The sequence below is a fragment of the Paenibacillus litoralis genome, assembly GCF_046244365.1.
GTDB lineage: Bacteria > Bacillota > Bacilli > Paenibacillales > NBRC-103111 > Paenibacillus_V.
This window is the reverse complement of sequence record NZ_CP176395.1, coordinates 2,895,380-2,917,691: the sequence shown is the minus strand read 5'-3', so window position 1 is coordinate 2,917,691 and position 22,312 is coordinate 2,895,380. Positions and strand designations below refer to the sequence as shown.

The following is a 22,312-nucleotide window of genomic DNA, read 5'->3' as shown; positions in this document are numbered from 1 at the left end:
AAAATCGTTCATTTCTGCCCTAAAAAACTTTTATATAGACATGAACGGATAAATCAAAAAGCTTCGGCCAACTGCCGAAGCCCTCCTTTCCGCCATTCCATCGTTATCCCCTTTCCTTGCCGCCCGCTATCAATCTGTCCACCAATCGCACCGTAGATTCGAGCGGCTCGATTCCTAATTCCTCGTTCAACAGCTTGGCGAACTGCTCGTAGTGCTTGATCATGGAAACGCGGTCCCCCATGCGCGCATAGGTAGCCAGCATCATTTCGTTGGCATCGTCGAGAAACGGCTCCTTTTGCAAAACAAGCCTCAAAAAAGTCAGAGCGGTTTGGAATTTCTCGACGGACAAGTAATGTGCGGCTATTTTTTTCATGAGAAGAAGGTAAGCGAGCTTCAGCTCCTCCTGCTTATCCATCGCCCAAACGTAGCCCTCCATATATTCGCCTTTGTATAGGGACGCAGCCCGCTCCGCCTCCGCTATATTCGCCGCCGTGACATCCGGCTCGCTGCCCGCAAACCGTTCGTACTGCTCGGCATCGCAAGCGATGCCCGACGTATTCAACCGGTAGCTGTTGTTTTTATATTCCAGGGCACTGGCATGACCGCTCCCGTCAAGCTTTTTACGGATCGTGTACACGCACGTATGCAAGAAGGTTTTGGCCTGCTCCAGGGTGACGTCTCCCCAGAGGTCTTCGATGATTTTATCCTTCTGCACGTAGATGTTTCGATTGTGCACCAAGTAGGCGAATAGCTCCCGCTCCTTCGACGTTCTCCACTTGACGGTTCCTTCCGCTTCATTCCCGGACTTCCATGCGAAGGAACCGAAACAAATGAATCCCTCCTCCGCTTTCCCGGCGTCTCCTTCCTTCTTCCAGCCAACTGGCACCAGGCTTTCGCCTGCCGTCTTCCTTCTGGCCAGCAAGCGCGAAACCGTCTTGTTCAGGCGCATTTGTGTGACGGGCTTCATCATATAATCGATCGCGCTTAATTCGAATGCATCGGTCGCGTATTGGTTATACGCGGTTGCGAATACGATGTCGATGCCCGGATAAGCGGCGCCGAATAGCTCCGCAGCCTCCAGCCCGTTCCTCTCCGGCATCTCGATATCCAGGAACAGCACATCCGGTTTGCTTTCATGAACATGACGGAGCGCCTCGTCCGGCGACGTATACATTCCCACAACTGCAATCTCTTCATAAACGGACAACAAAGTATGCATGAGCTCGATCGCCGGCTCTTCGTCGTCAATAATGATGGCGCGCAGCATCCAATCCACTCTTTTCTATTGTAAACTGTATTTTCGTCCCGTTTTCCGGAGCGCTCTCGATATTCAGCCCTTTGCCGTACATGGACCTCAGCCGTTTTTGAATATTGGACAGGCCGACCCCTTTTGTGGAGCCGCCTTTCTCGATGTCCGCTATCGTTTCCTCCGTAATGCCGGGACCGTCATCTTCCACAACGACGATAATTTCTCCGCCTGTCTGACGAACGGAGATGGTCACGGTACCGCCGCCCTGCCTTTTCGTCGCCCCGTGGCGAACCGCATTTTCCACAATGGGCTGAATGGTCAGCGGAGGGATCAAAATATGCATAGGCTCCTCGATATTGCGAACGACACGAAGCCGGCTGCCGAAACGAGCTTGTTCGATATAGAGGTAGGAGTCAACCAGCTCCAGCTCGCGCTGAATCGGGATGAGCCTTTCCAGATTTTGAAAATCGAAGCTCCCGCGCAAATAATGGCTTAACTCCCCAAGCAAATGCTGAGCCTTCTGAACATCCTTATAACTGACGGCCATAATCGTGTTTAAGGTATTAAAGAGAAAATGCGGCTTGATTTGCGCCTGGAGAAACGCCATCTCCAGCCGTATCCTCTCGCTCGCCGAACGCTTCATTTCAAGCAGCGTACGGATACGCGCCTTCAATTCGCCCGCATCGACCGGTTTCCCTAGAAAATCGTTAACTCCCGCCTTAAAGCCCGCTACCATATCGTCATGCCAGTTTCTCGCGGTCAGCATGACGATCGGCAGCTCGGATAACGTAAACCGTTCGCGAATCAGCATGCACACCTCATAGCCGGACATGCCCGGCATCATAAGATCGAGAATAACGAGATCGATTCCCGGCTTCCGGTGGAGCTCCTGAAGCGCTTCTGCGCCACCCGATACGGCCAGCACGGAATAATGGTCTACCGACAGCAAATTAACGAGAACCTGTCTGTTGGCGGGATCGTCATCGACGACTAGAATCGTATAGGCCCCGTGCCGTTGAAGCTCAATCCGTTCCGGCATAGCCGCTTTGCCCGGTACGCTCCACTCCGACAACCGCGTCTCCAAATTCCCGGCTTCCGCGAGCCTCTCTCCGGCACGTTCGGCAATAGGGATCGTAAAGGTGAAGGAAGCTCCCTTCCCGGCTTCCGAGTCGACGCCGATACTTCCTCCGTGAAGCTCGACCAGCCGTTTCGTAATGCTGAGTCCTAGACCGGTTCCTCCGTACTTGCGAGCGATATCCCCGTTCACTTGCTCGAACGATTCGAATATGTCGTTATGCTTGTCGGGCGAAATGCCGATTCCCGAATCCGTGACGGTAATATGCAGCCAATCGCCTACCCGGGAGGCCGAAACGGCAATCTCCCCGCTCTCCGTAAACTTCAGCGCGTTGCCGATCAAATTGTATAAAATTTGCGTCAGCCTGTCTTCGTCGGCCATTATGTATGGATGGTCTTTGTCCACCAGGTTTACGAAATGCACGGGTTTGCCGCCTGCGATAACGCGAAACATTTCAAACATGACTTCAATTAACGGGCGAAGCTCGACAGGTTTCACGTTCAATGCGACGTCGCCGTTTTTTAGTTTGGACAAATCCAGGATATCGTTGATCAGATTCGCCATTCGCTTGCCGGTCGCCACGATCAGATTCATGTTCTCCGCCTGCTTCGGGTTCAAACTGCCGGCCGCCCCTTCCAGCAGCGATTGCGCAATGTTAATGACGCCATGCAGCGGGGTTCTCATCTCGTGGGACGTGTTCGCCAGGAAGTCGTCCTTTACCTTATCCATGGACAGGAGCCTCTCCGACAATTGCTCCACCGTCGAGAAAGCATTCGTAAACCGCTTGGACAAAAGCAGAACCTGCGAGAACAGCAGGATCATCATCACGGCAGGCAATAGCCAGGGCTGCAGCTGAAAGCCCATAAGACTGAGTAAAAACAGCAGCATCAAGGTGAAAATAGCCGCCGCACTTACCATCATATAGCCGGAGCCCTCGAGTCTTCTAGCGGCGCCAAGGGCCAGAACATAGATCAGGTACAGCAAAATCAGCATGGCTAGAAAATACATGAAATCAAGCTGGGAATAAATCTGCACCGGCGTTACAAGAATCAGCGTAATCCAGCCGACCAGCAGCCACTCCGACGCCCTTCTGACAGCCGAATGAAAAATTTGCAAGAAAGCGAACTGCGTGTACCTGAGCATAAAATAGGTAGAAACCGCGCCTGCGCTATACTGGATTTTGGTCACCCATTCGTAGGAAAGCCCGGGAATGGCCATCAGCAGAAGCTTCTCCCCTTGACCGAATATATAGATGCTGCCCGTCAGGCAAAAAAGACCGAAATAGAGCCACGAACGCTCCCGCGACCTCATTTGGAACAACGCTAGGAAGTAGATGGCGAGCAAGAACACGCTCATTCCCAAAATAAGATCCAGCGCGATGGACATTTCCCGTTGCCCTATTATTTGCTCCTGCTCGCCGAGCCAAATCGGATGCGTTATGCCTCCCTTGGCCATCTTGAAGTTGGCGACATAGATGACGATTTCCAAGTCGGTTCCCTGTGAAGTGAAAAACCGCACGTAAGGAGCGTTTCTGGATACCGTGCTGCCGAGAGACGTTCCCGGCTCACCCGATGCGGCTATTTCTTTGCCGTTCACGTAAATGCGATGGGACGTTTTAATATTGATTACGCGTATGCCGAGCTCCTTAGTCTCCGAGGGTGACAGCTTGACATGCAGCCGAAACGAACCGTAGCCATGCTGCGGCATCGTTCGATCCGCCAGCTCGTAGCGCTCCCAGCGGGAGGGTACGCGGACGTAATCAGGCTTTTTCGCTGTTTGAGGCTGAAGCGGACTTACGAATTCACCCTCGTAAAATGCCCATTCCCCGTTTAATCGAACAGGTCCGTTCTCCGGGAAGCTCCATTTCGATAAGTCCATTACGCCCTTGACCGATTTAGGCGCATCGTCTGCCGAGACGCTCCCGGTAAGCAGGATCATACAGGCAACAAACAAGCTCATGGCCAGGACCAACAATCCCGTGACTTTCAGCTTTTGCATCGAACGTTCTCCTTCTATATAAAATCCGCTGCATGATGCGACTGCAAAGTTGATTTCTTCGTCTCGTTTTATTTTCATCATACGAGGCTGTAAGAGCGATGTACACCACTATTTGGACTAGCGCAGTTTTACCGTGCAGCAACCATGATCTGCCTTGCAGTCTGTATGCAAAAGGACCCGAGACTTCTCTCAGGCTTTCGAATGCTCCGAATCCGGATATGGGCTTCAAGCGATTGAACAAGCGGATGTTCAGAAGAACAACACACGCCGCTGGACAAATTCTGAGCAAGGAAGCGGCTCTCGCTTTCGTCAAGCTGACATCGGTTTTCCTTCGATTCAAAAAAACAAGGGTTTCAGCTCATGAGCTGAAACCCTTGATCATATGGTGCGGTCGAGAGGACTCGAACCTCCACGGCTGTTACCCCACTAGAACCTGAATCTAGCGCGTCTGCCAATTCCGCCACGACCGCATTTTGTTTCCGCTTATCGCGTCAACGAGTACCATCATAGCACGGTGCCTCCTGCCCAGTCAAGCTATGATTTGCATCTATTGGCAAGAAATCTAGTATTCTCTTCGCCAAATAACCCATCTTTCAATCTAGTAGGTAGGTACCGCTCCGAATCTGCCTGCAACGTGCATACAATATCGAAATGCTCGAAAAGAGCCTCGCTCTATCATGACGATGAAGAGGAGCTTACGCCCGATGAATTTACTGATTATCGCCCCATGGCAAAATTCTGTACCGCCGATTGTCGGCAGCTCGGTGGAAAACTGCATCTATCAAATTTCGAAGAAGCTCGCGCTCAAGCATAAGGTGACGGTCCTTAGCCGCAAAACGAAGCGTTATCCGAGCAGCAGCCGGGAAGGAAACTTGACGATCCTCCGATTTTCGGCAGCCGGAGCGTCAGGCTATTTGAGCGCTGCACTGAATCATGTGAAAGGCCGGCATTTCGACATGATCCAGATCGATAACAGGCCGGGCTACGCGCCTAAAGTAAGAGCCTTTTTCCCGAATGCGAACATCTCCGTCTTTCTGCATTCCCTCACGTTCGTATCCAGCCCTATGACGTCACGCAGTAAAGCGTTGCGCGATCTTACTCATGCCAACCTGATCGTCGGCAACAGCCGCTCGCTTCGCAGCAACCTGCGTGCCATGTTCCCGTCACTCGCAGCCCGCGTACGGTATGTTCACTTGGGTGCCAACCTGCAGCAGTTTCAGCCTCCTACCGCAGGCCAGAAAGCGGCATTGCGCAAAAAATACGGCGTATCGAAGCGATTTACGGTAGTCTTTGCCGGAAGGCTCATTCCTCGCAAAGGCATACCGGTGCTGATCAAAGCGGCCAAAATCGCCAAGAGGTCCATTCCTTCCATCAAGCTCGTCATTGCGGGGGGGACTGAAAAAGCGTCCTACAAGGGGCATTTGAAGCAGCTGGCCGCAAGGCAAGGGGTATCCGCGCGATTCTTGGGCTACGTTACCCGCAAAAGAATGCATGAGGTATACCGGATCGGCGATTGCATGGTATGCCCTTCTCAAAAGCATGAAGCGTTCGGTCTCGTCATCGTCGAATCCATGGCATGCGGCGTGCCGACGGTCGCTTCGAGAATCGGGGGCATTCCGGAAATTATCCGGAACGGCGAGAACGGTCTGCTCGTTTCCGACTTTAGAAACCCTCATGCCTTCGCCAAAGCGATCGTAAACGTTCACAAGCATAAATCGTTTGCCCGCAAGCTGTCGCAAAAAGCGCGTCACGACGCCGTGAATAAGTTCGGCTGGAGCGCCACGGCGAGCCGGCTTGAATCCATCTACAGAAACAAAGGCTAGCACACGATCCTACCCGCCGCCATATTCAGAGGTCACTGAAGAAGTCCCTTGTTGCTGGAAAAGGTACTGTCCCTCAAGAAAACGGAGGAGACGGTACTTTTTTTCTGTATCACAGGCACGGATATGCATCCTCGGGTCTATTTGGCACGGCAGAAGTTCTTCAGTGGCCTCCTTATTCAAGATGGTGTTTTTTTGCCCAAAACGGATTATCGAATTCTATCTGGCTTGCCATTCAAAAATAAAAAACCTTCAGTATACACTGAAGGTTTCGCTGTTTTAGGTATGGTGCGGTCGAGAGGACTCGAACCTCCACGGCTGTTACCCCACTAGAACCTGAATCTAGCGCGTCTGCCAATTCCGCCACGACCGCATTTCGTCTCAGCTTCTCGCGTCAACGGGTTTTATCATATCACGGCCTATCGTATGGCGTCAAGCTCATCTTGCGACTTTTTTAGCAAACCGTACCCGCTCTCCGATGCTGCTTTCCCGTGCGCTATATGGGCAATTCAAAATAAAAGCGGACGCCCCGATCCGTATTCATAACGCCATAGCGGCTTTCGTGCAAATCCAAAATATGTTTGACGATGGCGAGCCCCAGCCCCGTTCCTCCGGTTTTTCGGCTTCTGGACCGCTCCACCCGATAAAACCGTTCCCAAATGCTGTTCAATTGTTCGTCCGGAATCGCTTCCCCTTCATTTTCGATCGCGATGCGCACCTGCTCCCCTTCTTTGTCGATACGCAGGGCAATCTCGGTGCCTGGAACGGCATGGCGGATGGCATTTATCAACAGATTGAAAAGCACCTGCTCGATTTTGGACCGGTCCGCATGGACGGGAAATTCTTCGCCGGATACGGTGACGACCGTCAGTTGCTTCTCGTTCAACTGATTGGCCAGCTTGTCGACAATGTCCTCCGCCAGCTCGCTCACCGCAAAATGGCTCCGCTTTAGCTTAATCGTCTTCGATTCCAGCTTCGTCAGTTCGAGCATGTCCTTCACCAGCTCTTCCATCTTCTCCGTTTCATCCAAAATGACATCGAGATAGCGTTCGCGTTTGCTTTCGCTGATCTTGTCCCGAAGCCCCTCCACAAACCCTCTGACGATGCTTAGCGGCGTTTTTAATTCATGAGAGGCATTCGAAATAAACTCCTTCTGCATCTGCTCCATCCTTTGCTTGTGCTCCACATCGGCCCGCAATCGGCCGTTCGCTTGATGCAGCTCCTTAAGCGTATCGTCGAGCGTCTCGGACAGCCTGTTCAAGCTGAAGGACAAGCTGCCGAATTCATCGTTTCGCCGGATCGGCGACTTGACCGAAAAATCGAGCTTGGCCATGCGCAGAGCGATCTGGTTAAGCGCGAGAAGCGGCTTGGCCACAATCTTCGAAAAAATTAGCGAGAGCAGCAAAATTAAAGCGACTCCGCCCGCTCCGATATAGAGATAGAACAGCCTTAGCGCATCGTAAGCTTCGCTGATCTGCTGCAAGGAGACGATCACGAAGATCAGTTCGTTCACCTTGCCGCCCTGCATAATCGGCTGAACCGCCACGAAGCCGCGCATGCCGCTTAGCGACTCCGTCCATTCCTCCTTGATCATCTCCCCGTTATCGAGCGTTTCCTTATGGGCTTTCGACAGCGGAAACCATTCGTTAAGCGCAAGGTAGAGCAAGCCCTGCCTCATGTTCCACTGGTTCGGGTGCGGCAGCAGCGCGTCCGTGATGACGCCGGAAATCGATTCCAGCTCCTCCGCCTCCGAGCCGCTCGGCAAGCTGCCGATATCTTTGGCTCCCTCTCTATGGATGACGACCGGATAGAACAAATCTTTGGTCGCCGCATCTTCGTAATAGCCCTGCACCTCGATCCGGTCGCCCCGTTTCAAATTCGCCTGAAGCAATTCGTTCTTCTCGGAATCAAACATGAAAAACAGCGAAATTTTGACCGTACGGCCGTTGTCATCCTGGATCACGACGCGGAATAAATTATCGTATTTAAGCTTTCCTTCGGGATTCAGAATCGCAAGCTGAGCCTTGTTTTGACTAATAAAAAGAGCCATTTCTTGGGAGATGCGCTGATCGCTCCACCGGTTTTGCTCATACTTTTGCCCGAAGGCGTGCAGTTTTTTTTGCATGCCCGATATTTTCTGATGCTGATAGAACGATTCGAAAAAGAGCAGCTGGCCCAGCATGACGATGGCATAGAACAATAGAAAAAAAAGCGCGGTAATCGCGAACAGCTTGAACGTTACTCCGCGTTTGCTCATCGGTCCTCCTCCAGCTTGTAGCCCGATCGGATAACGGTGCGGATATGGCGTGCTTCATTGCCGAGCTTCCCGCGCAATTTCTTGATATGCGTATCCACGACACGCAAATCCCCGAAATAATCAAAGCCCCATACATGGTCCAGTATCGTCTCCCTGGAAAGCACGATATTTTCATTCTTGATAAGATACAGCAGCAGCTCGTACTCTTTGGGCGCAAGCTCGACGGCGCGCCCGTCTATGTCTACGCGATGCGATCGTTTGTTAATGGAGATCCGGCCGAGGGTAAGCAAGCTATCCTCTTTGCCGACGGTTCCTTCGACGCGCTTCATCAAGCTTTTGGCACGGGCGACAAGCACCTTGGGGCTAAAAGGCTTCGTCACGTAGTCGTCGGCGCCTAGCTCGAAGCCGAGCATTTTATCGTCGTCCTCCGATTTGGCCGTCAGCATGATGATCGGTACCGCCGAGCGCTCTCGTATACGCTTGCAAACCGTCCAGCCGTCCAATTCGGGCATGAGAATATCCAGAACGACAAGATCGGCGTTCAAGGTTTCCAGCATCTCCAGCGCTTGCTGCCCGGTCTCCGCTTCATAAACCGTCCACTGCTCCCGCTGGAAATAGTCGGCTGTAATCTCGCGGATCAAGCTCTCGTCTTCGACAAGCAGTACCTTTCGTTCCATAAACGCGACAGCTCCTCCGGTAAAAACGCATTCAGATGTAAGTATAACCGCGAACTGTGTTTTTTGTGTGTACCTTATTGCCGAAAATATTCGGATACAGACACATGAAATACACAAAGCGGCCTTATAATGAAACTATTATGTCATCGTACCCCCGACCGAGAGGATGTTCTTATGAATGTTTGGGCTCTGCTGAATAAAAAAGACGTTCGCCGCTTCGCCGTTTTGGCGCTGTTTTGCCTGCTGTTATTCGGGCTCCGCAGCATGCTGAACCTGCTTCTGCTTACGTTCCTTGCGACGTTCCTCATGAATCAGCTGCATCATCACGTGAAGCGTGCACTCGATAAAATCGTCCCGATCGACTCCAAGCTCGTGCTTGCCTCGCTTTATATCATGCTCGTTGCGGTTATCACTTTCGCAGGCGTCAAATTATTTCCGGCGATGATCCGTCAAGCCAATCAAGTATTCGAGCTCGTGAAGCAGGTGTATGAGGATCCTCACGACGAGCTGGCAAGCTATCTGCTGTCGCTGCTCGATCATATTGACATGCCCAGTATCGTGAAGCCCGGACTTGATATGATGATGAAACTCGGCAATCTGGGCTTGCAGGCTTTCCTTGCGCTGATCCTGAGCCTGTTCCTTTTGCTCGGCAAAGCGAACGTCATCCGGTTCACGGTACAATTCCGCACCAGCAAACTCGGCTGGTTCGTCTCGGAGGTCGAATACTTCGGCAAAAAATTTCTGCAAACGTTCGGCAAAGTAATCGAAGCGCAGCTGATGATAGCGTTCATTAACTGCATCCTGACGACGGCCGCCCTCTGGATTATGGGCTTCCCGAATCTAATCGGCTTGGCCCTGCTCGTTTTCGTGCTAGGGCTCATTCCGGTGGCAGGCGTATTCTTCTCCCTTGTTCCTTTGGGCGCCATCGCATTCAGCATCGGCGGCTTTCCTTATGTAATCTATCTGATTATTACCATTACGGTCATTCACGCGATCGAGGCGTACGTGCTTAACCCCAGGCTGATGGCCTCCAAAACGCATTTGCCTGTTTTTTACACGTTTCTCGTGCTCCTCTTCTCCGAGCATTTCTTCGGAATCTGGGGTCTTATTGTCGGCATTCCGACTTTTGTGTTTCTGCTTGATATTTTGGAGGTGCAATCCTTGGGGCAGCCCGTCCAGCCCGTCCAGTCATTGCCAATGCATAAGGATCAGGAGGAGTGAAGGCGATGCTCGGAAAGTCAATTCCCGTATGGTTTACGGCAGCCAGTCTAGGAGCGGGCATGATTTCGCTCCTTTTTACCTTCCACGGCCAGATGCTGCACGCAGCGCTTTCCGTTGTCGTTTCGGCACTGCTGGACGTTGCAGGGGGCTTTTTCACGAATGAGCGGGAGCAATCGAACGCATTTTGCAAGGAGCTGAGATCGCTATGCGAGCTCATTTCATTCGGCGCAGCCCCTTCGTTCCTTGTATATGCAGGCATCCTGCACGAGCTTCGCACGGCGGGCATCTTGTTGATGGCGCTGTTCCTCATCTGCGGAGCGCTCAGGCTGGCGCGCTTCAACGTCAGCCCGCACATGCCGCGCTATCATACCGGACTGCCGATCACCGGAGCAGGCTGCATCTTGTCCGTTTTCGCGCTTTGGAGCCCCGATCTTTATCTTCTGGAAGCGACGGTCGCGCTTATCGTGCTGCTTTCTTGTCTAATGGTAAGCACAATCAAATTTCCCGCTATGATCCGGGCAAGCCTTCCTTCCGATACCCGTAACCTGTAAGGGGCCGATTCGGCCAAAATCCCCGTAAAGATATGCCGGAACCGGATCGAAGCCGCATGCTGCGGGGGAGTAAACCCTCGAGACGCATGTCTCCTCGTTCCTTTTCCGGCTTCCGCGTAAGATATGGTTTAGTCAAAAAAGACTCCAGAAGCTTCTGGAGTCTTGAAGGCAGCTATAGACCGGCCGAAAGACCCCGAGCCTCCGCAGCCGGAAGTCCTCCGCATAAAGCGCTTACCCGCTCTTTTTCTTTCGCGGCAGGATTGCCGGCTAACGCTCAGTTACCTCTAGTCCGTATCCGTGGGCGTTCCCGTGCCGGCGGCTCGTTTCCGCTTATCCTTGTCGTCGCCCTGATCGTTGTCTTCTTCCTTCTCTTCCTTCTGCTCGTGGAACTCGATGTTCGTCTGCCCGGTTGCTTGATCGAAGGGGGTGTACCGGCTGTCCGGAAGAGCCTTCATGGCGAACATTTTCGTTACGATGATGGCTAGCAGAATGAAGATGGGACCAAAAATCCCTAAGACGAAAAGCAAGGATAGGTCCATGGTCGGGTCACCTCTTTCCAAATGATGTAACTTACAGCTTTCTACGGGTATAGGAGCGGGAAGTTTCAATCCTTGTCCTGCGACGGCAGCCGCCTGCGTAAACAGCGATATTTCGGAGCATGGCGCCCAGGTCATTAAAGAAGTGAACGAAGGCATTAACGCGCGCAAGTAACAGCTAGCAGAAAAAGACACGTCCGCCGCTTTTCGACGGCTGGCGTGTCTTTTTGAAGCAAGCTCCGGAAAAAACAAAAACTTCAGCTCATGAGCTGAAGTCTTTGATCATATGGTGCGGTCGAGAGGACTCGAACCTCCACGGCTGTTACCCCACTAGAACCTGAATCTAGCGCGTCTGCCAATTCCGCCACGACCGCATAACCGGTTTGTCCTAGCCGCTTGGCTGCGGCCTTTTTAGGGGACGAAAAATAATATATCACGTTTACGAAGCGGTGTCAAACCTTTTTCAGCACATCATCCCCTTTCCGTGTAAAGTTCCGCGCAACTATCGCTTGGGCGGGTTCGGCTGGAACCTTAAAGCACATCGCTACTTATACTAAGAGTATAGAACGCCCTACGTGACGCTATCGTCGAAAGGACGGATTCCGTTGGCACGCGAAAAAGAAATATGGCAGGATTTTGCGGTCGTTATCGTTACATTTATCGTAGCCGTACTCATTTATTTGGTATACCCGGGCAATGGGGACGACGATGCTCAGCAGCAATCCGATAACTCCGGGAAGTCTCCGAACACGAGCTGAACGAACGGATGGTGAAAGGCAGTGGGCCGAAACGGAAGCCAAGGAAAGGGGAATAGCAAAAGCGGCCGCAGCCGCAACGCCTCGGGTGGAAGCTCGTCCGGCAATGGCGCCAGCTCGTCCGGTTCCAACGGCGGCAACAAAATTCCCGCCAAATTGGCCCCCCTGCTCGGCAAGCTGTCTCCCCAGCAGCTCGCCGTCGTAACCGCCCTGCTCACCAACGCACTCAGTGTAGATTCCATCCTGATCGACAAAGATCAGAACATTCAGATCATCCTCGCCGGATCGTTCCGCCGTAAAACGCGGATGGAGCATCTGCTTCGCGAAATCAGCGATTTCAGCATCAGCGATTTGCTTGATGCGATTTCCAAATGGGACTAAAGCTTTTCCGGGAAATGCTTGGCCATATACGCCAAATAACGCGATGTGGAATAAAACGCCGCATCGTATACCGTTCTGCCGATCATATGGCCGAGCCGGGTCGCCGTTCCCGCGTACATATAGCTTTCCCCCCGCTGCGTAGCGGCGATCACGATCGCATCTGTCGATGTCCCGGTTGCGTTCAAGCCGGATTCCCGCAGCCGGATGTCCATGTCCTGCAATACGGCCGCTTTTGCCTCCGTAGCCGTAATGACGGCATTGACCATCGCCGCTTCCGACAAGACCGCATCCACGACGATTATCATATTGATCGTTCCCGGATACAGCGCTTCTTCAGGCAGCTCGAGCCCCGCTCTCGCTTTATTACTAAGCCCTGCCGTCACCCATGCCGTCACCTGCAGCGGCGATTCGTTCTTGCCCGGCATTTGCATGGTTGCGCACCCCAGGTCGCTTATGTTCGCAGACGTCAGCATTCCTGCCGTAAGCCCGGGATCGGCCTGAATCCCTTGCAGAAATTCCGCCATTTCCGCAGCCGGGTCATCCGCACGATAGCTTTTGGGTACCTGCCTGTTCATAATTCGCGTGCGATAGCCGTACCCCCCGCCCCATATGGACGAATTCAGCGTATACATAGGAAAGTCGGCGCCGACGGTAAGCCAGCGTTCGCTTCCTTTCTCTTCGATCCCCCAGAACATCTGCTCCGGAAGGGGGATGTCTTCGTTTCCGGATAAACGCTTGACGGTCGTGTGGCGATTCATCTCGGCTCTCCCAGCGGTTTATACGTATAGGAACGGTCCAGCTTAAGGACGCGCCGGTTTTGCTTGCGAATTAACACGGTTTTCTCGTCCCAAGCGACAACGAAGCCTTTGACGTCGTTCGCCTCTTCCGCGTCGCGAATAATGCGAACCTTCGTATTGTCCAGACGGAACCTGTCCAACTCCTCGTCCGTAATCATCCTATCGCTCCTCTCGATCTGCCATTCTTTCTTCCAATGTAGTGAAATTATAACACAGCAGGCGCTGCACTTGACAACTTCCAACCGCCAACCTATGATCGAACTAGCTGACCGTACGGGTTCTCGAACGATTATGCGTCAAGAAAGCGGGATTGGAACCGATGCGCAAAATACAGAAAATGCAAATGCACGAAATGGCCGCCGAAGAAATCAAACGATACATAACAGAGAACGATTTGCAAAAAGGGGACAAGCTTCCGCCGCTCGATCAAATCTCCGAAATGCTTGGCGTCAGCCGTACTTCGCTGCGCGAAGCGCTTCGATCGCTCGATGCGATGGACATCATCAAAATCCATAACGGCAAAGGCGTCTACGTTCACGATGCCCGTGCCTACCATTTTTCTTCCAAGATCGATATCGAAGACGAAAAAACGGCTCTGCTCCAAACCTGCCAGGTGCGCCGCGCATTAGAGGGACTTGCCGTGGAGCTGGCAGCCGAGAAGGCTACGCCCGAAGATATAGCCGATATGCTAAGATTTTGCGATGAAATCGACCGCCAGCAGCTCCCTCAAAGCACGTTAGCGGATTTGGCCTTTCACCAAGCCATTTACCGGTCGGCGGGAAACCCGATTTTGCAAAGCATCGTCGAATCGGTATGGGAAATGTTCCGCAAGTTTTGGAGCTATGCGCCGCTTGGCAACAGCCAGCTGTTCGCCGACTCGTTCCCCTTCCACCGCACGCTCGCGGAGGCGATCGCCACCGGCGACAAAGCGAGAGCCCGCGAGGAATTCGAAAAGCTGATGGACGCGATCGAGGAAGCGATCCGCCGCGAAAAAAAATAACGGACCCGTTACGGGTCCGTTTATTTTTTTCAGACAAAAGGAACTACAGCTTCGCGAACGCCTCCTGCATGTTCCGGATGATATCCTCCGGCTCCTCCAGTCCGATATAGAATCGGACAATGACGTTCTCACCCGCTTCGGTGTCGGGATGCTGAATCGGCATATACATAAGACTCTCATAACCGCCCCAGCTAAAGCCTTTGCGAAAATATACGAGGCTGTCGACCCATGTCTTCGCCTTCTCCACCGTCATTGCCAGCTCGACGGAGAACAAACTCCCTCCGCCTTTCATTTGGCTGAGATAGAGCTCATGCTGCGGATGGCTTGGCAGTCCGGGATGGTTCACCTTCGCCACAAGCGGCTCTTGCTCCAAATAACGGGCTACCTCCAGTCCGTTCTGCTGCAGCTTCTCCATGCGCAGCGGCAGCGTCCGCAAGCCGCGCATCACTTGAGCCGCCGTTGCCGGCTGCATGATGCTGCCGAGCAGCAAATACTCGCGGTTAATTTGCGAGATCAGCTGCTCGGAGCCGATCACGACCCCGCCCAGCAAGTCGCTGTGCCCGCCGATATATTTCGTCACGGAGTGGACGACCAGATCGATGCCGTAAGCGAGCGGATTTTGATAAACCGGGGTTGCCCACGTGTTGTCGATGACCGTACGGGCTCCGATCCGTTTGGCCAGCTCCGCGCAGCGGCGCAAATCCTGCAGCTCGAATCGCAGGCTGGTCGGGCTTTCCAAATAGATCATTTTCGTATTCGGCTTTACCGTACCGGCTATTTCCTCGAACGAAGCGCCGTTTACGAAGGTCGTTTCCACGCCGAACCGCGAAAGCACCGACACCATCAAGTCCTTGGCCGGCCCGTATGCCTGATCCACGCAAACGATATGATCCCCTGCCTGTACGAGCGAAATAACGGCCGTCGAGATCGCCGCCATACCCGATGCGAAACAGCGCGCCTTCTCTCCTCCTTCCAAGCTCGCAAGTCTTTCTTCAAGCTGGCGAACCGAAGGGTTATTGCCTCGCGTATACATGAACCGATCGCGCGAATCGCTCATCGCTTCCTCGAAGCTTCCCTGCGTAGGGAATGTAAACACGCTGTTCTGGTATACCGGCATGGCGACGGCCCCGTGATGGCGCTCGTCATGATCGTCGTGAACGACGAACGTCTGGATGTTGCGCGAAGCAGCTTGATGCTCGGACATGGTACCAACCTCTCCTCAGTGGCTTATTAAAAATAGAATCAACATAATCAAGCTCCGTTACCCTTTAACCTATCATACAGCTTTATAGTATTACACGTAGACTCCGGCTGTCAATCCACGTTCATCGCCAAAATCATGGGCTTCAGCGGCTCTTTTTGCCGGCTTGTTTCATAAATTCCGCCTTCGCTGGGGATGATAAACCATGGAATACCTAAAGGAGCGATGAAACGATGGATAAAACCACCTACTACGTATCGGTCGGGTCCGGCCAAATATTGCAGGACGAGTCGGCCGCAGCCTTCGAATTTGAAATTCAAGCTACCGACGACGAGCTGAATAAGCTTCAAGAGCTGTTCGAGGAAACGGCGGAGGCCGAAATCAGCACCGCACGCCGTGGCGTAACGCCGTACTTGGAGTATTCGTTCGATAAAGAGAATGATCTATATGATTACAATCTTCGCGAAATTTACCGGATGCTGCACGATCTCGGTACGCCGGAAACGCGCGAGCATATCGAATCCATGCATGTTTTAAACTAGCTCGCCGCAAGCAAAATAAAGAGAACAAGAAAAGACCTAATCGTCATCGGACAATTAGGTCGATTTTGCATTGCGGATATTTCGTAACGCTTATCTAGCTGACGTGCTCCTTCGAGTCGTTCGTTTCGAACCAGCAGTCAAGCACTTTGCTGGACATCACGCGCTTATCGATATATTCCTTCTGCTGCTGGGAAAATTGTTCGTCCCACGATACGCTCAGCTCGTTGCAAAGCTTGACGATCGTCAAGAGTTCGGACCAAGCGACATACCGTTTGTACCAGAAAAATTGCGGATGCTCAATCATGTAAGGATACAGGTCGTCAAACTCGGTATGCTTGCAATCGAGGGCACGCTCGAAATGAACTTTCGCTTCGGCCAGCTTCGTTATTAAAAAATCAACCGTCATGTTTTCGTTCCCCATAGCCCTGCCTCCTCTCCTGAATCCAACGCTCTTACGTCCATTATAATGGAAAACGAAGTCGTAGGGAAGAAGGGTTTCGCTGGCATGACCGATTCGGCACCGGTTCAAGAGGACCGATTTGCGCCGGAAACGCCGGATTTATTCGAAAATAATGCTGCCGTTTTGCAGCGCGGCTATTTTGGCCAGCGATTCCACTCGAATCCCCTGTTCGCGGATCGTCCTTGCACCGGCCTGGAACGTTTTCTCTACCACAACGCCCATTCCGATCAAGTGAGCCCCCGCCTGTTCGATGATGCGGATAATGCCCCGAGCCGCGTCGCCGTTCGCGATGATATCGTCGATCAGCAGCACACGGTCGGCCGCCGACAAATACTTTTTGGATACCATGATATCGGTGACGATCCCTTTCGTAAAAGACGGCACGCGTTCGCAGTACGTTTCGGCGTCGGTCGTCAGCGTTTTTTTGCGGCGCGCGAATACGAGCGGCACCCCAAGCTCGAGCGCTGTCGCGAATGCGACGGATATCCCCGACGATTCGATCGTAAGCACCTTCGTGACCTCTTGCTCGCGGAACAAACGGGCGAACTGTTTGCCGAGCTCCATAATGAGTTGCGGATCAACCTGATGGTTCAGGATGGCGTCCAGCTTCAGCACGTCGTGCGTATGAACGGTCCCTTCCTGTAAGATGCGCTGTTTTAATAGCTCCATTGGCCTGAGCCCCCCTATTTTTCGTATCGATTTTGTTTTTCACCTTATCATACAGACTTGTCTTTTTTCAAGTAGTCTGTACCGACTTTTTAGAATTTAACAGAAACGTTACTTATTGATGCCCCTTGTCCGCTATGCTGCGACCATTTACCTATTTTCTGCAGAAGGGCGCGAAATTTTGCATCAGGGCGAAACTTTTTGTCCATGGAAACCGTCTATTATAGTATAATCTGCTTTCTAATGGGAACACACCTTGAACGGTACCGGCCTTCAGACGTATGATAGAAATGCGCTTCTGCTAAGACGGCGTAAACCGAAAGGAACGATGATCATGTCGCACAGGAAAAGCAGCTGCGTTTCCGCCTCTATGCTGGTTGTGCTTGCGCTTATGCTCACAGCTTGTCAACAGGGTAGTCCTGAAGCAGCCGCTCCAACTGCCGATAATACTACGCATGGAGCGAATGCGCAGCCCGGACCGACTACGCCGGTAGCGCCGCAGCCGAGCGAAGCTCAGCCGCCGCAGGATGGCCAAGAGTCGTCCGTGACCGCGCAGCCCAAAACGGCCCAATCGCTCGATAACGGAACGATCTCTGCTTCTGCCGCGAGTCCGAAGCCGGACAAAGACAAAGGCGGCAAGCAGGATTATGCCGAGGCGAATCCATACAGCCCCCAAAATCCGTCGTTGATGGGGCTTACGCTTCAAATGCTCAAGGATAAAGTAACCGGCGCTTACGGCAAGCCGGACAGCCAGTTTCATATGGAAGACGAAGCGGAGACGCTGACCGTGCTCGATTACGGCGATTTTTCCGCCGGCTTCGACAGCAGCAACCGCTTGCAATTCGTAGACGTTTCGAGCAGCGAGGTCAACCCGGGATTGAACGGTCTGCGGCTCGGCCAGAAGGCTTCCCAAGCGATCGAAGCATTGGGCAAGCCCGATACGCAAACCAGCTACGTACTGACCTACAAAACGAAAACAACCGTCCTGAAGCTCGATATCGATCTGAAGACGACGGTCATTCGTTCCATTAAGCTATTTGCAAGAACAGATACGTGATCGTTTACGAATCGACAAAAAGGAGGAGCCGCCGCTCCTCCTTTTCCGTGTGCGCAGCCGTTATGCCCGAATGACATCTACACCCGCTTCTTTCAGCAAACCGAGATCTTCGGCATTCGTTCTGGAGTCCGTGATAAGATGCTTGACCTTCCCCCAGCCCGACACGTGCGTAAATGCCTGAACGCCGAACTTGCTGTAATCCGCCAGCAAATAAACGCGTTCCGCGATGGCGATCATCCTCTGCTTGATCTGCGCTTGCGCCTCATTCGTTTCGCTGACTCCCCGCTCCGTATGAACGCCCTTGCAGGAGAAAAACAGCTTATCCACGTAGTACTGCTCGAGCGAGCGTTCGGCCAGCGGTCCGACATAGGACAAGGAGCCGTGCGTCAGCCGCCCTCCGGTCGAAATCACTTGAATTTTCTCCTTCGTGCTTAGCTCCACCGCCACCTTAAGCGAATTGGTCAAGACCGTAAGCGGCATATCGGGCAGCAAGCGCGCCATGAACCAGGCCGTCGTGCTGGCATCCAGAATGATTCGTTCTCCGGCCTCGATATGTTTGACCGCCTCGGCTGCGATTCTCGATTTCTCTTCGTTGTTCATCACCTCGCGCACCGCGTAAGGCACCTCGGCCTGCGTGTCGCGAACGCTCACTGCGCCCCCATGGCTGCGCAGAAGCTTCCCTTCCCCCTCCAGCTTGTCGAGGTCGCGGCGTATCGTTTCTTCCGTCACGCCGAGAATCTCGCTTAGCTCGGAAACGCGAATGCTTCCCCGTTCGTTAACCAATTCGACGATTTTATGCAGTCGTTCCGCTGCAAGCATAAGTCGCCCTCCTTTGCAAAACGGCGCGGTACGCCCGCGCCGCCCAGACCGTTTGTCCGCTGCAATCGTTATCCGTTCTATTGTAACAGCTTTTGGAACGAAGCATAAGCCTGCCGCCACTCGGCAGTGTCCGAGGGCTCATAGACGTCGATCGGGAACGATTCGCGAACGATTGCGCGTCCGTCCTCCAAGCTCTCGATATGTCCGAGTGCCATAAGCTGCACGAGCACATTGCCGATCGCGCTCGCCTCGACCGGTCCGGCCCAAACCGCCCGGCCGATAGCGCTTGCTGTAAACTGGCACAGCATGCGGTTGTTGATGCCGCCTCCTACCATATGCAGCCTGGCGTAGGAAGCGCCTGCTAGACGTTCCGTGCGCTCAAGCACGAGCCGGTAGGTCAGCGCCAAGCTTTCCAGGATACAGCGGACGATTTCCCCCTCCGACTGCGGTACGTATTGCCCCGTCCGGCGGCAAAACTCGCGGATCCGCTCCGGCATGTCGCCCGGGGGGAGGAAGATGTCGTCGTCGGGATTAATCAAGCAGCGGAAGGGCTCCGCCTGTTCGGCCGACTGCACGAGCTCCTCGTAAGACCGGCTTGAGCCGGCGTTGTCCCAATGGCGCTTGCTTTCCTGAAGCAGCCAGAGCCCCATGATGTTGCGAAGCAGCCGGTAAGTGCCGCCTACGCCGCCTTCATTGGTGAAATTCCACGCCAATGCTTGCGGACCGAGCGCCGGTTCGCTCACTTCCGTTCCGAGCAGCGACCAGGTGCCGCATATCAAATAAGCGAACGGCTCCGCTCCTGCAGGGACAGCTGCGACAGCTGACGCCGTATCATGCTCGCCGACGGCGGTAACCGGTATCGCCGGAACGTCCAGCTCTTCGCATACTTCCGGCGACAACTTGCCGATGACGGTTCCGGGCTGCTCGGCCGGTAGCAGCAGTCCGGCAGGCAGTCCGAGCTGCGCAAGCGTCCCTTCATTCCAATCGCGGGTGAGCGGATGGAGCATTTGCGTCGTCGAAGCGTTCGTAAATTCGCAAATCTTCTCGCCGGTCAGGAAGTAAATAAGCAGATCGGGGATCATGAGCAGCGTCTCCGCCTGCTTGAGTAGCGGAGAATCCGCTTTTTTGAGCGCATACAGCTGATAAATCGTATTGAACGGCAGAAACTGAATGCCGGATTCCCCAAACAGGCGCTCCTTGCCGAGCCTTTCGCACAGTTCTTCGATCATTCCGTCCGTGTGCCTGTCGCGATAATGGTAAGGATTGCCAAGAAGCTCCCCATTCGCGCCAAGCAGGCCGAAATCGACCGCCCACGAATCGATGCCGATGCTAGCGATGCCCGTTCGGGACGGCGCCATGCCGGCTTCCTCAGCCGTAAGGCCCGCCGTTCCGGCACCATGCAACAGCTGCGCCTTGCGGATGCCCTGCTTGATTTCATGCAGCAGGCGCAATATATCCCAGTGCAGCCTGCCTCCGGCCTGTACCGGCTCGTTCGGGAACCGGTGCACCTCGCATATGGAAAGACGGGGCATGACGGCCCCGTCTTCCTCTCCCTGCGTCAGCTGTCCGATAACGGCGCGGCCGCTCCCTGCGCCCAGATCGAACGCGAGTACCGTCCTCGCCCGGCTCACCAGCTGGCACCGCCTTTGCCGCGGGAGGCGATTTGCTCGCCGTAGCCGCTGGCACGGTAAGCTTTGTGCGGTTCGACCGGCACGCCCATCTCCTCGCGTACGGCGTACAACAGCGGCGTCACGTCAAGCTCGTACGCGCCGCGAACGGCTTCTTCCGCGCCCAGCACGTCCTGCCGTTCCTGCGCGTCCTTCACTTCGTCCAGATTAACGAGCAGCGCCTTGGCAAACTGCGTTTGCACGTTCATGACGGAGCGGAGCATCGCCGGTATTTTTTCCTCGATATTGTGGCTCTGATCGATCATATAGGCAATGTCGTCCGCCGTTTGGCGCACCTTCGAATCGTTGTCCGCAGCCGCATCCAAAATTTGATAGAAGATGAGGAACAGCTCGTAAGGATTGACCGAACCGACAATGAGGTCGTCGTCCGCATATTTGCGGCTGTTGAAGTGGAAGCCGCCGAGCTTGTATTCGCCGATCAAATAAGCGACGATATGCTCGATGTTCGTGCCCTGCGCGTGATGCCCCGTATCCACCAGCACCTGCGCCTGCGGCCCCAGTTTATTCGCCATATTGAAAGCCATGCCCCAATCCGCGAGATCGGTATGATAGAACGCGGGCTCGAAAAATTTATACTCGATCAGCATCCGCATGTCCGCATTCAATGCGCCGTACATTTCCTTAAGCGATTCATGCATCCAGTGCACCCGCTTGCGGATGTCGGCTTGGCCGGGATAATTCGTGCCGTCGGCAAACCATAGGCTGATATCCTTCGAGCCGACCGTTTTGGCGATCTCCACGCATTCCAGCAAGTGATCGGTCGCTTTGCGCCGGACCGCCGCTTTCGAATTCGTTACGCTGCCGAGCATGTAATCGTCGTCCTGAAACAGGTTCGGGTTTATCGCGCCGATGGAAACGCCGAGATCCGCCGCATGCTTTTTCAGCACGGAATAATCGTCGACCTTATCCCAAGGAATATGAATGGCGACACTCGGACAAATACCCGTATATTTTTGCACCTGTGCGGCGTCTTCTATTTTCTCGAACGTGTTTCTCGGAACGCCGACCTTTTGAAACGTTTTGAAGCGGGTGCCTTGATCGGCGTAGCCCCACGATGGCGTTTCGACCTTCAGCGACTTCAGCTTCGCTTTTACGGCTTCCACATCGATTCCTCTTGCTTTTTGCTGCTCTTCAAATAAGGCGTATGCGCGGTCCTGCATCGTTCTCATCATCCTTTCGCACTGTTCGATAGGGGATAGCCGAGCGTCGTCATTAACGCGTTGGCGGCTTGCGTCGTGTCCAGCCTGCTGTATTGTACAATAACCGGGATGTCGCTTTCGACCTCGATGGCGTAAGGAACGCCTGCCGGAATCGTTTGCACTCCGCTGCGGAGCGAGCTCGTGCGCACATGCTTCGTTCGTCTGCCGGGGATGACGGCCTCGATATGCTCGATCGGCGGCCGGTCCTCGAAAAAGATCGTAAACCGGAGCTTCGCCTCCCCGTCGCCCGTATTCAGCACGCATACCGATTCGTGGCTTTCCAGCTCGCCCGTGCTATTCGGCGGGATATAGCCGTCCGGGATATACCAAAGCGTATGTCCTTTTGGCGCGTTAGCCATGCGG

22 protein-coding genes and 3 tRNA genes are annotated in these 22,312 nt (G+C 53.7%); 8 read left to right on the top strand and 17 right to left on the bottom strand.

All coding sequences use genetic code 11. From position 1 onward, the window contains the following. Positions 1-103 precede the first annotated feature (103 nt). The 3 genes from ACKGJP_RS11725 to ACKGJP_RS11715 form a co-directional block, all read right to left on the bottom strand. Entirely contained in the window at positions 104-1,267 is a 1,164-nt protein-coding gene (locus ACKGJP_RS11725) for a response regulator (RefSeq protein WP_409345832.1), read from the bottom strand. Then, positions 1,245-4,322: an ATP-binding protein gene (locus ACKGJP_RS11720; RefSeq protein ID WP_409345831.1), complete on the bottom strand. Its 3,078-nt coding sequence runs from the start codon at positions 4,320-4,322 to the stop codon at positions 1,245-1,247. Before ACKGJP_RS11720 ends, ACKGJP_RS11725 begins: the two co-directional genes overlap by 23 nt. 383 nt (positions 4,323-4,705) lie before the next feature. Continuing rightward, positions 4,706-4,792 (bottom strand) — tRNA-Leu (locus ACKGJP_RS11715). Between the two features lie 234 nt (positions 4,793-5,026). On the opposite strand from ACKGJP_RS11715, the gene ACKGJP_RS11710 reads away from it, so the two are divergent. After that, positions 5,027-6,145 (top strand): glycosyltransferase family 4 protein, encoded by a 1,119-nt coding sequence (locus tag ACKGJP_RS11710; RefSeq protein WP_409345830.1) that lies wholly within the window; start codon positions 5,027-5,029, stop codon positions 6,143-6,145. A 283-nt stretch (positions 6,146-6,428) separates the two neighbouring features. On the opposite strand, the gene ACKGJP_RS11705 is transcribed toward ACKGJP_RS11710, so the two are convergent. The 3 genes from ACKGJP_RS11705 to ACKGJP_RS11695 all read right to left on the bottom strand — a co-directional run bounded on the left by ACKGJP_RS11705 (position 6,429) and on the right by ACKGJP_RS11695 (position 9,076). Beyond that, a tRNA-Leu gene (locus ACKGJP_RS11705) sits at positions 6,429-6,515 on the bottom strand. Between the two features lie 123 nt (positions 6,516-6,638). Further along, a complete protein-coding gene (locus ACKGJP_RS11700) occupies positions 6,639-8,399 on the bottom strand; it encodes an ATP-binding protein (RefSeq protein ID WP_409345829.1) in 1,761 nt (586 codons plus the stop codon). After that, positions 8,396-9,076: a response regulator transcription factor gene (locus ACKGJP_RS11695; RefSeq protein ID WP_409345828.1), complete on the bottom strand. Its 681-nt coding sequence runs from the start codon at positions 9,074-9,076 to the stop codon at positions 8,396-8,398. The genes ACKGJP_RS11700 and ACKGJP_RS11695 overlap by 4 nt, the downstream gene beginning before the upstream one ends. Positions 9,077-9,250: 174 nt before the next feature. Here ACKGJP_RS11695 and ACKGJP_RS11690 point away from each other — a divergent pair, with 174 nt between their 5' ends. Both ACKGJP_RS11690 and ACKGJP_RS11685 read left to right on the top strand, forming a co-directional pair. After that, positions 9,251-10,297 carry an AI-2E family transporter gene (locus tag ACKGJP_RS11690; RefSeq protein WP_409345827.1) on the top strand — a complete coding sequence of 349 codons (1,047 nt, stop codon included), beginning with the start codon at positions 9,251-9,253 and terminating at the stop codon, positions 10,295-10,297. A 5-nt stretch (positions 10,298-10,302) separates the two neighbouring features. Further along, on the top strand, positions 10,303-10,848 hold the full coding sequence (locus ACKGJP_RS11685; protein WP_409345826.1) for a CDP-alcohol phosphatidyltransferase family protein: 546 nt from the start codon (positions 10,303-10,305) through the stop codon (positions 10,846-10,848). 284 nt (positions 10,849-11,132) lie between these two features. On the opposite strand, the gene ACKGJP_RS11680 is transcribed toward ACKGJP_RS11685, so the two are convergent. After that, a complete protein-coding gene (locus tag ACKGJP_RS11680; RefSeq protein ID WP_409345825.1) occupies positions 11,133-11,387 on the bottom strand; it encodes a DUF3951 domain-containing protein in 255 nt (84 codons plus the stop codon). 284 nt (positions 11,388-11,671) lie between these two features. Beyond that, positions 11,672-11,758, bottom strand: a tRNA-Leu gene (locus tag ACKGJP_RS11675). A 231-nt stretch (positions 11,759-11,989) separates the two neighbouring features. Between ACKGJP_RS11675 and ACKGJP_RS11670 the strand changes: the two genes are divergently transcribed. Then, positions 11,990-12,142 carry a hypothetical protein gene (locus ACKGJP_RS11670; protein ID WP_409345824.1) on the top strand — a complete coding sequence of 51 codons (153 nt, stop codon included), beginning with the start codon at positions 11,990-11,992 and terminating at the stop codon, positions 12,140-12,142. Between the two features lie 21 nt (positions 12,143-12,163). Then, positions 12,164-12,520, top strand: coding sequence for a hypothetical protein (locus ACKGJP_RS11665; protein ID WP_409345823.1), 357 nt, complete (start codon positions 12,164-12,166; stop codon positions 12,518-12,520). Here ACKGJP_RS11665 and ACKGJP_RS11660 read toward each other — a convergent pair. Then, positions 12,517-13,278: an adenosylcobinamide amidohydrolase gene (locus ACKGJP_RS11660; protein WP_409345822.1), complete on the bottom strand. Its 762-nt coding sequence runs from the start codon at positions 13,276-13,278 to the stop codon at positions 12,517-12,519. The two genes, ACKGJP_RS11665 and ACKGJP_RS11660, sit on opposite strands and share 4 nt — an antisense overlap. Further along, entirely contained in the window at positions 13,275-13,475 is a 201-nt protein-coding gene (locus ACKGJP_RS11655; RefSeq protein ID WP_409345821.1) for a hypothetical protein, read from the bottom strand. The genes ACKGJP_RS11660 and ACKGJP_RS11655 overlap by 4 nt, the downstream gene beginning before the upstream one ends. Before the next feature lie 161 nt (positions 13,476-13,636). Between ACKGJP_RS11655 and ACKGJP_RS11650 the strand changes: the two genes are divergently transcribed. Further along, entirely contained in the window at positions 13,637-14,317 is a 681-nt protein-coding gene (locus tag ACKGJP_RS11650; RefSeq protein WP_409345820.1) for a FadR/GntR family transcriptional regulator, read from the top strand. Positions 14,318-14,360: 43 nt separating this feature from the next. On the opposite strand, the gene ACKGJP_RS11645 is transcribed toward ACKGJP_RS11650, so the two are convergent. Next, positions 14,361-15,521, bottom strand: a complete 1,161-nt coding sequence (locus tag ACKGJP_RS11645) for a trans-sulfuration enzyme family protein (protein WP_409345819.1) — start codon at positions 15,519-15,521, stop codon at positions 14,361-14,363. Positions 15,522-15,751: 230 nt separating this feature from the next. Between ACKGJP_RS11645 and ACKGJP_RS11640 the strand changes: the two genes are divergently transcribed. After that, entirely contained in the window at positions 15,752-16,060 is a 309-nt protein-coding gene (locus ACKGJP_RS11640; RefSeq protein ID WP_409345818.1) for a hypothetical protein, read from the top strand. Between the two features lie 94 nt (positions 16,061-16,154). Here the strand turns inward: ACKGJP_RS11640 and ACKGJP_RS11635 are convergent, their stop codons facing one another. Then, complete coding sequence (locus ACKGJP_RS11635; protein WP_409345817.1) at positions 16,155-16,481, bottom strand: hypothetical protein; 327 nt, start codon at positions 16,479-16,481, stop codon at positions 16,155-16,157. 138 nt (positions 16,482-16,619) lie between these two features. Next, a complete protein-coding gene (locus ACKGJP_RS11630) occupies positions 16,620-17,189 on the bottom strand; it encodes a xanthine phosphoribosyltransferase (RefSeq protein WP_409345816.1) in 570 nt (189 codons plus the stop codon). A 331-nt stretch (positions 17,190-17,520) separates the two neighbouring features. On the opposite strand from ACKGJP_RS11630, the gene ACKGJP_RS11625 reads away from it, so the two are divergent. Beyond that, entirely contained in the window at positions 17,521-18,243 is a 723-nt protein-coding gene (locus tag ACKGJP_RS11625) for a DUF4309 domain-containing protein (protein ID WP_409345815.1), read from the top strand. 60 nt (positions 18,244-18,303) lie between these two features. On the opposite strand, the gene ACKGJP_RS11620 is transcribed toward ACKGJP_RS11625, so the two are convergent. The 4 genes from ACKGJP_RS11620 to ACKGJP_RS11605 form a co-directional block, all read right to left on the bottom strand. Beyond that, positions 18,304-19,062, bottom strand: coding sequence for a DeoR/GlpR family DNA-binding transcription regulator (locus tag ACKGJP_RS11620; RefSeq protein WP_409345814.1), 759 nt, complete (start codon positions 19,060-19,062; stop codon positions 18,304-18,306). A 77-nt stretch (positions 19,063-19,139) separates the two neighbouring features. Then, complete coding sequence (locus ACKGJP_RS11615) at positions 19,140-20,693, bottom strand: rhamnulokinase (protein WP_409345813.1); 1,554 nt, start codon at positions 20,691-20,693, stop codon at positions 19,140-19,142. Beyond that, the gene (gene rhaI, locus ACKGJP_RS11610; RefSeq protein WP_409345812.1) at positions 20,690-21,910 is read right to left on the bottom strand and encodes an L-rhamnose isomerase; all 1,221 of its coding nucleotides are present in this window, start codon (positions 21,908-21,910) and stop codon (positions 20,690-20,692) included. The genes ACKGJP_RS11615 and rhaI overlap by 4 nt, the downstream gene beginning before the upstream one ends. 8 nt (positions 21,911-21,918) lie before the next feature. Beyond that, complete coding sequence (locus tag ACKGJP_RS11605) at positions 21,919-22,308, bottom strand: sensory rhodopsin transducer (protein WP_409345811.1); 390 nt, start codon at positions 22,306-22,308, stop codon at positions 21,919-21,921. Positions 22,309-22,312: the final 4 nt, after the last annotated feature.

Bases quoted from the DNA above. Each gene is read 5' to 3' on its own strand.
- ACKGJP_RS11700 (WP_409345829.1), bottom strand. From the start codon at position 8,399: ATGAGCAAACGCGGAGTAACGTTCAAGCTGTTCGCGATTACCGCGCTT.
- ACKGJP_RS11680 (WP_409345825.1), bottom strand. From the start codon at position 11,387: ATGGACCTATCCTTGCTTTTCGTCTTAGGGATTTTTGGTCCCATCTTC.
- ACKGJP_RS11645 (WP_409345819.1), bottom strand. From the start codon at position 15,521: ATGTCCGAGCATCAAGCTGCTTCGCGCAACATCCAGACGTTCGTCGTT.
- ACKGJP_RS11635 (WP_409345817.1), bottom strand. From the start codon at position 16,481: ATGGGGAACGAAAACATGACGGTTGATTTTTTAATAACGAAGCTGGCC.
- ACKGJP_RS11655 (WP_409345821.1), bottom strand. From the start codon at position 13,475: ATGATTACGGACGAGGAGTTGGACAGGTTCCGTCTGGACAATACGAAG.
- ACKGJP_RS11710 (WP_409345830.1), top strand. From the start codon at position 5,027: ATGAATTTACTGATTATCGCCCCATGGCAAAATTCTGTACCGCCGATT.
- rhaI (WP_409345812.1), bottom strand. From the start codon at position 21,910: ATGCAGGACCGCGCATACGCCTTATTTGAAGAGCAGCAAAAAGCAAGA.
- ACKGJP_RS11625 (WP_409345815.1), top strand. From the start codon at position 17,521: ATGTCGCACAGGAAAAGCAGCTGCGTTTCCGCCTCTATGCTGGTTGTG.
- ACKGJP_RS11620 (WP_409345814.1), bottom strand. From the start codon at position 19,062: ATGCTTGCAGCGGAACGACTGCATAAAATCGTCGAATTGGTTAACGAA.
- ACKGJP_RS11650 (WP_409345820.1), top strand. From the start codon at position 13,637: ATGCGCAAAATACAGAAAATGCAAATGCACGAAATGGCCGCCGAAGAA.
- ACKGJP_RS11690 (WP_409345827.1), top strand. From the start codon at position 9,251: ATGAATGTTTGGGCTCTGCTGAATAAAAAAGACGTTCGCCGCTTCGCC.
- ACKGJP_RS11640 (WP_409345818.1), top strand. From the start codon at position 15,752: ATGGATAAAACCACCTACTACGTATCGGTCGGGTCCGGCCAAATATTG.
- ACKGJP_RS11605 (WP_409345811.1), bottom strand. From the start codon at position 22,308: ATGGCTAACGCGCCAAAAGGACATACGCTTTGGTATATCCCGGACGGC.
- ACKGJP_RS11695 (WP_409345828.1), bottom strand. From the start codon at position 9,076: ATGGAACGAAAGGTACTGCTTGTCGAAGACGAGAGCTTGATCCGCGAG.
- ACKGJP_RS11685 (WP_409345826.1), top strand. From the start codon at position 10,303: ATGCTCGGAAAGTCAATTCCCGTATGGTTTACGGCAGCCAGTCTAGGA.
- ACKGJP_RS11725 (WP_409345832.1), bottom strand. From the start codon at position 1,267: ATGCTGCGCGCCATCATTATTGACGACGAAGAGCCGGCGATCGAGCTC.
- ACKGJP_RS11630 (WP_409345816.1), bottom strand. From the start codon at position 17,189: ATGGAGCTATTAAAACAGCGCATCTTACAGGAAGGGACCGTTCATACG.
- ACKGJP_RS11720 (WP_409345831.1), bottom strand. From the start codon at position 4,322: ATGCAAAAGCTGAAAGTCACGGGATTGTTGGTCCTGGCCATGAGCTTG.
- ACKGJP_RS11660 (WP_409345822.1), bottom strand. From the start codon at position 13,278: ATGAATCGCCACACGACCGTCAAGCGTTTATCCGGAAACGAAGACATC.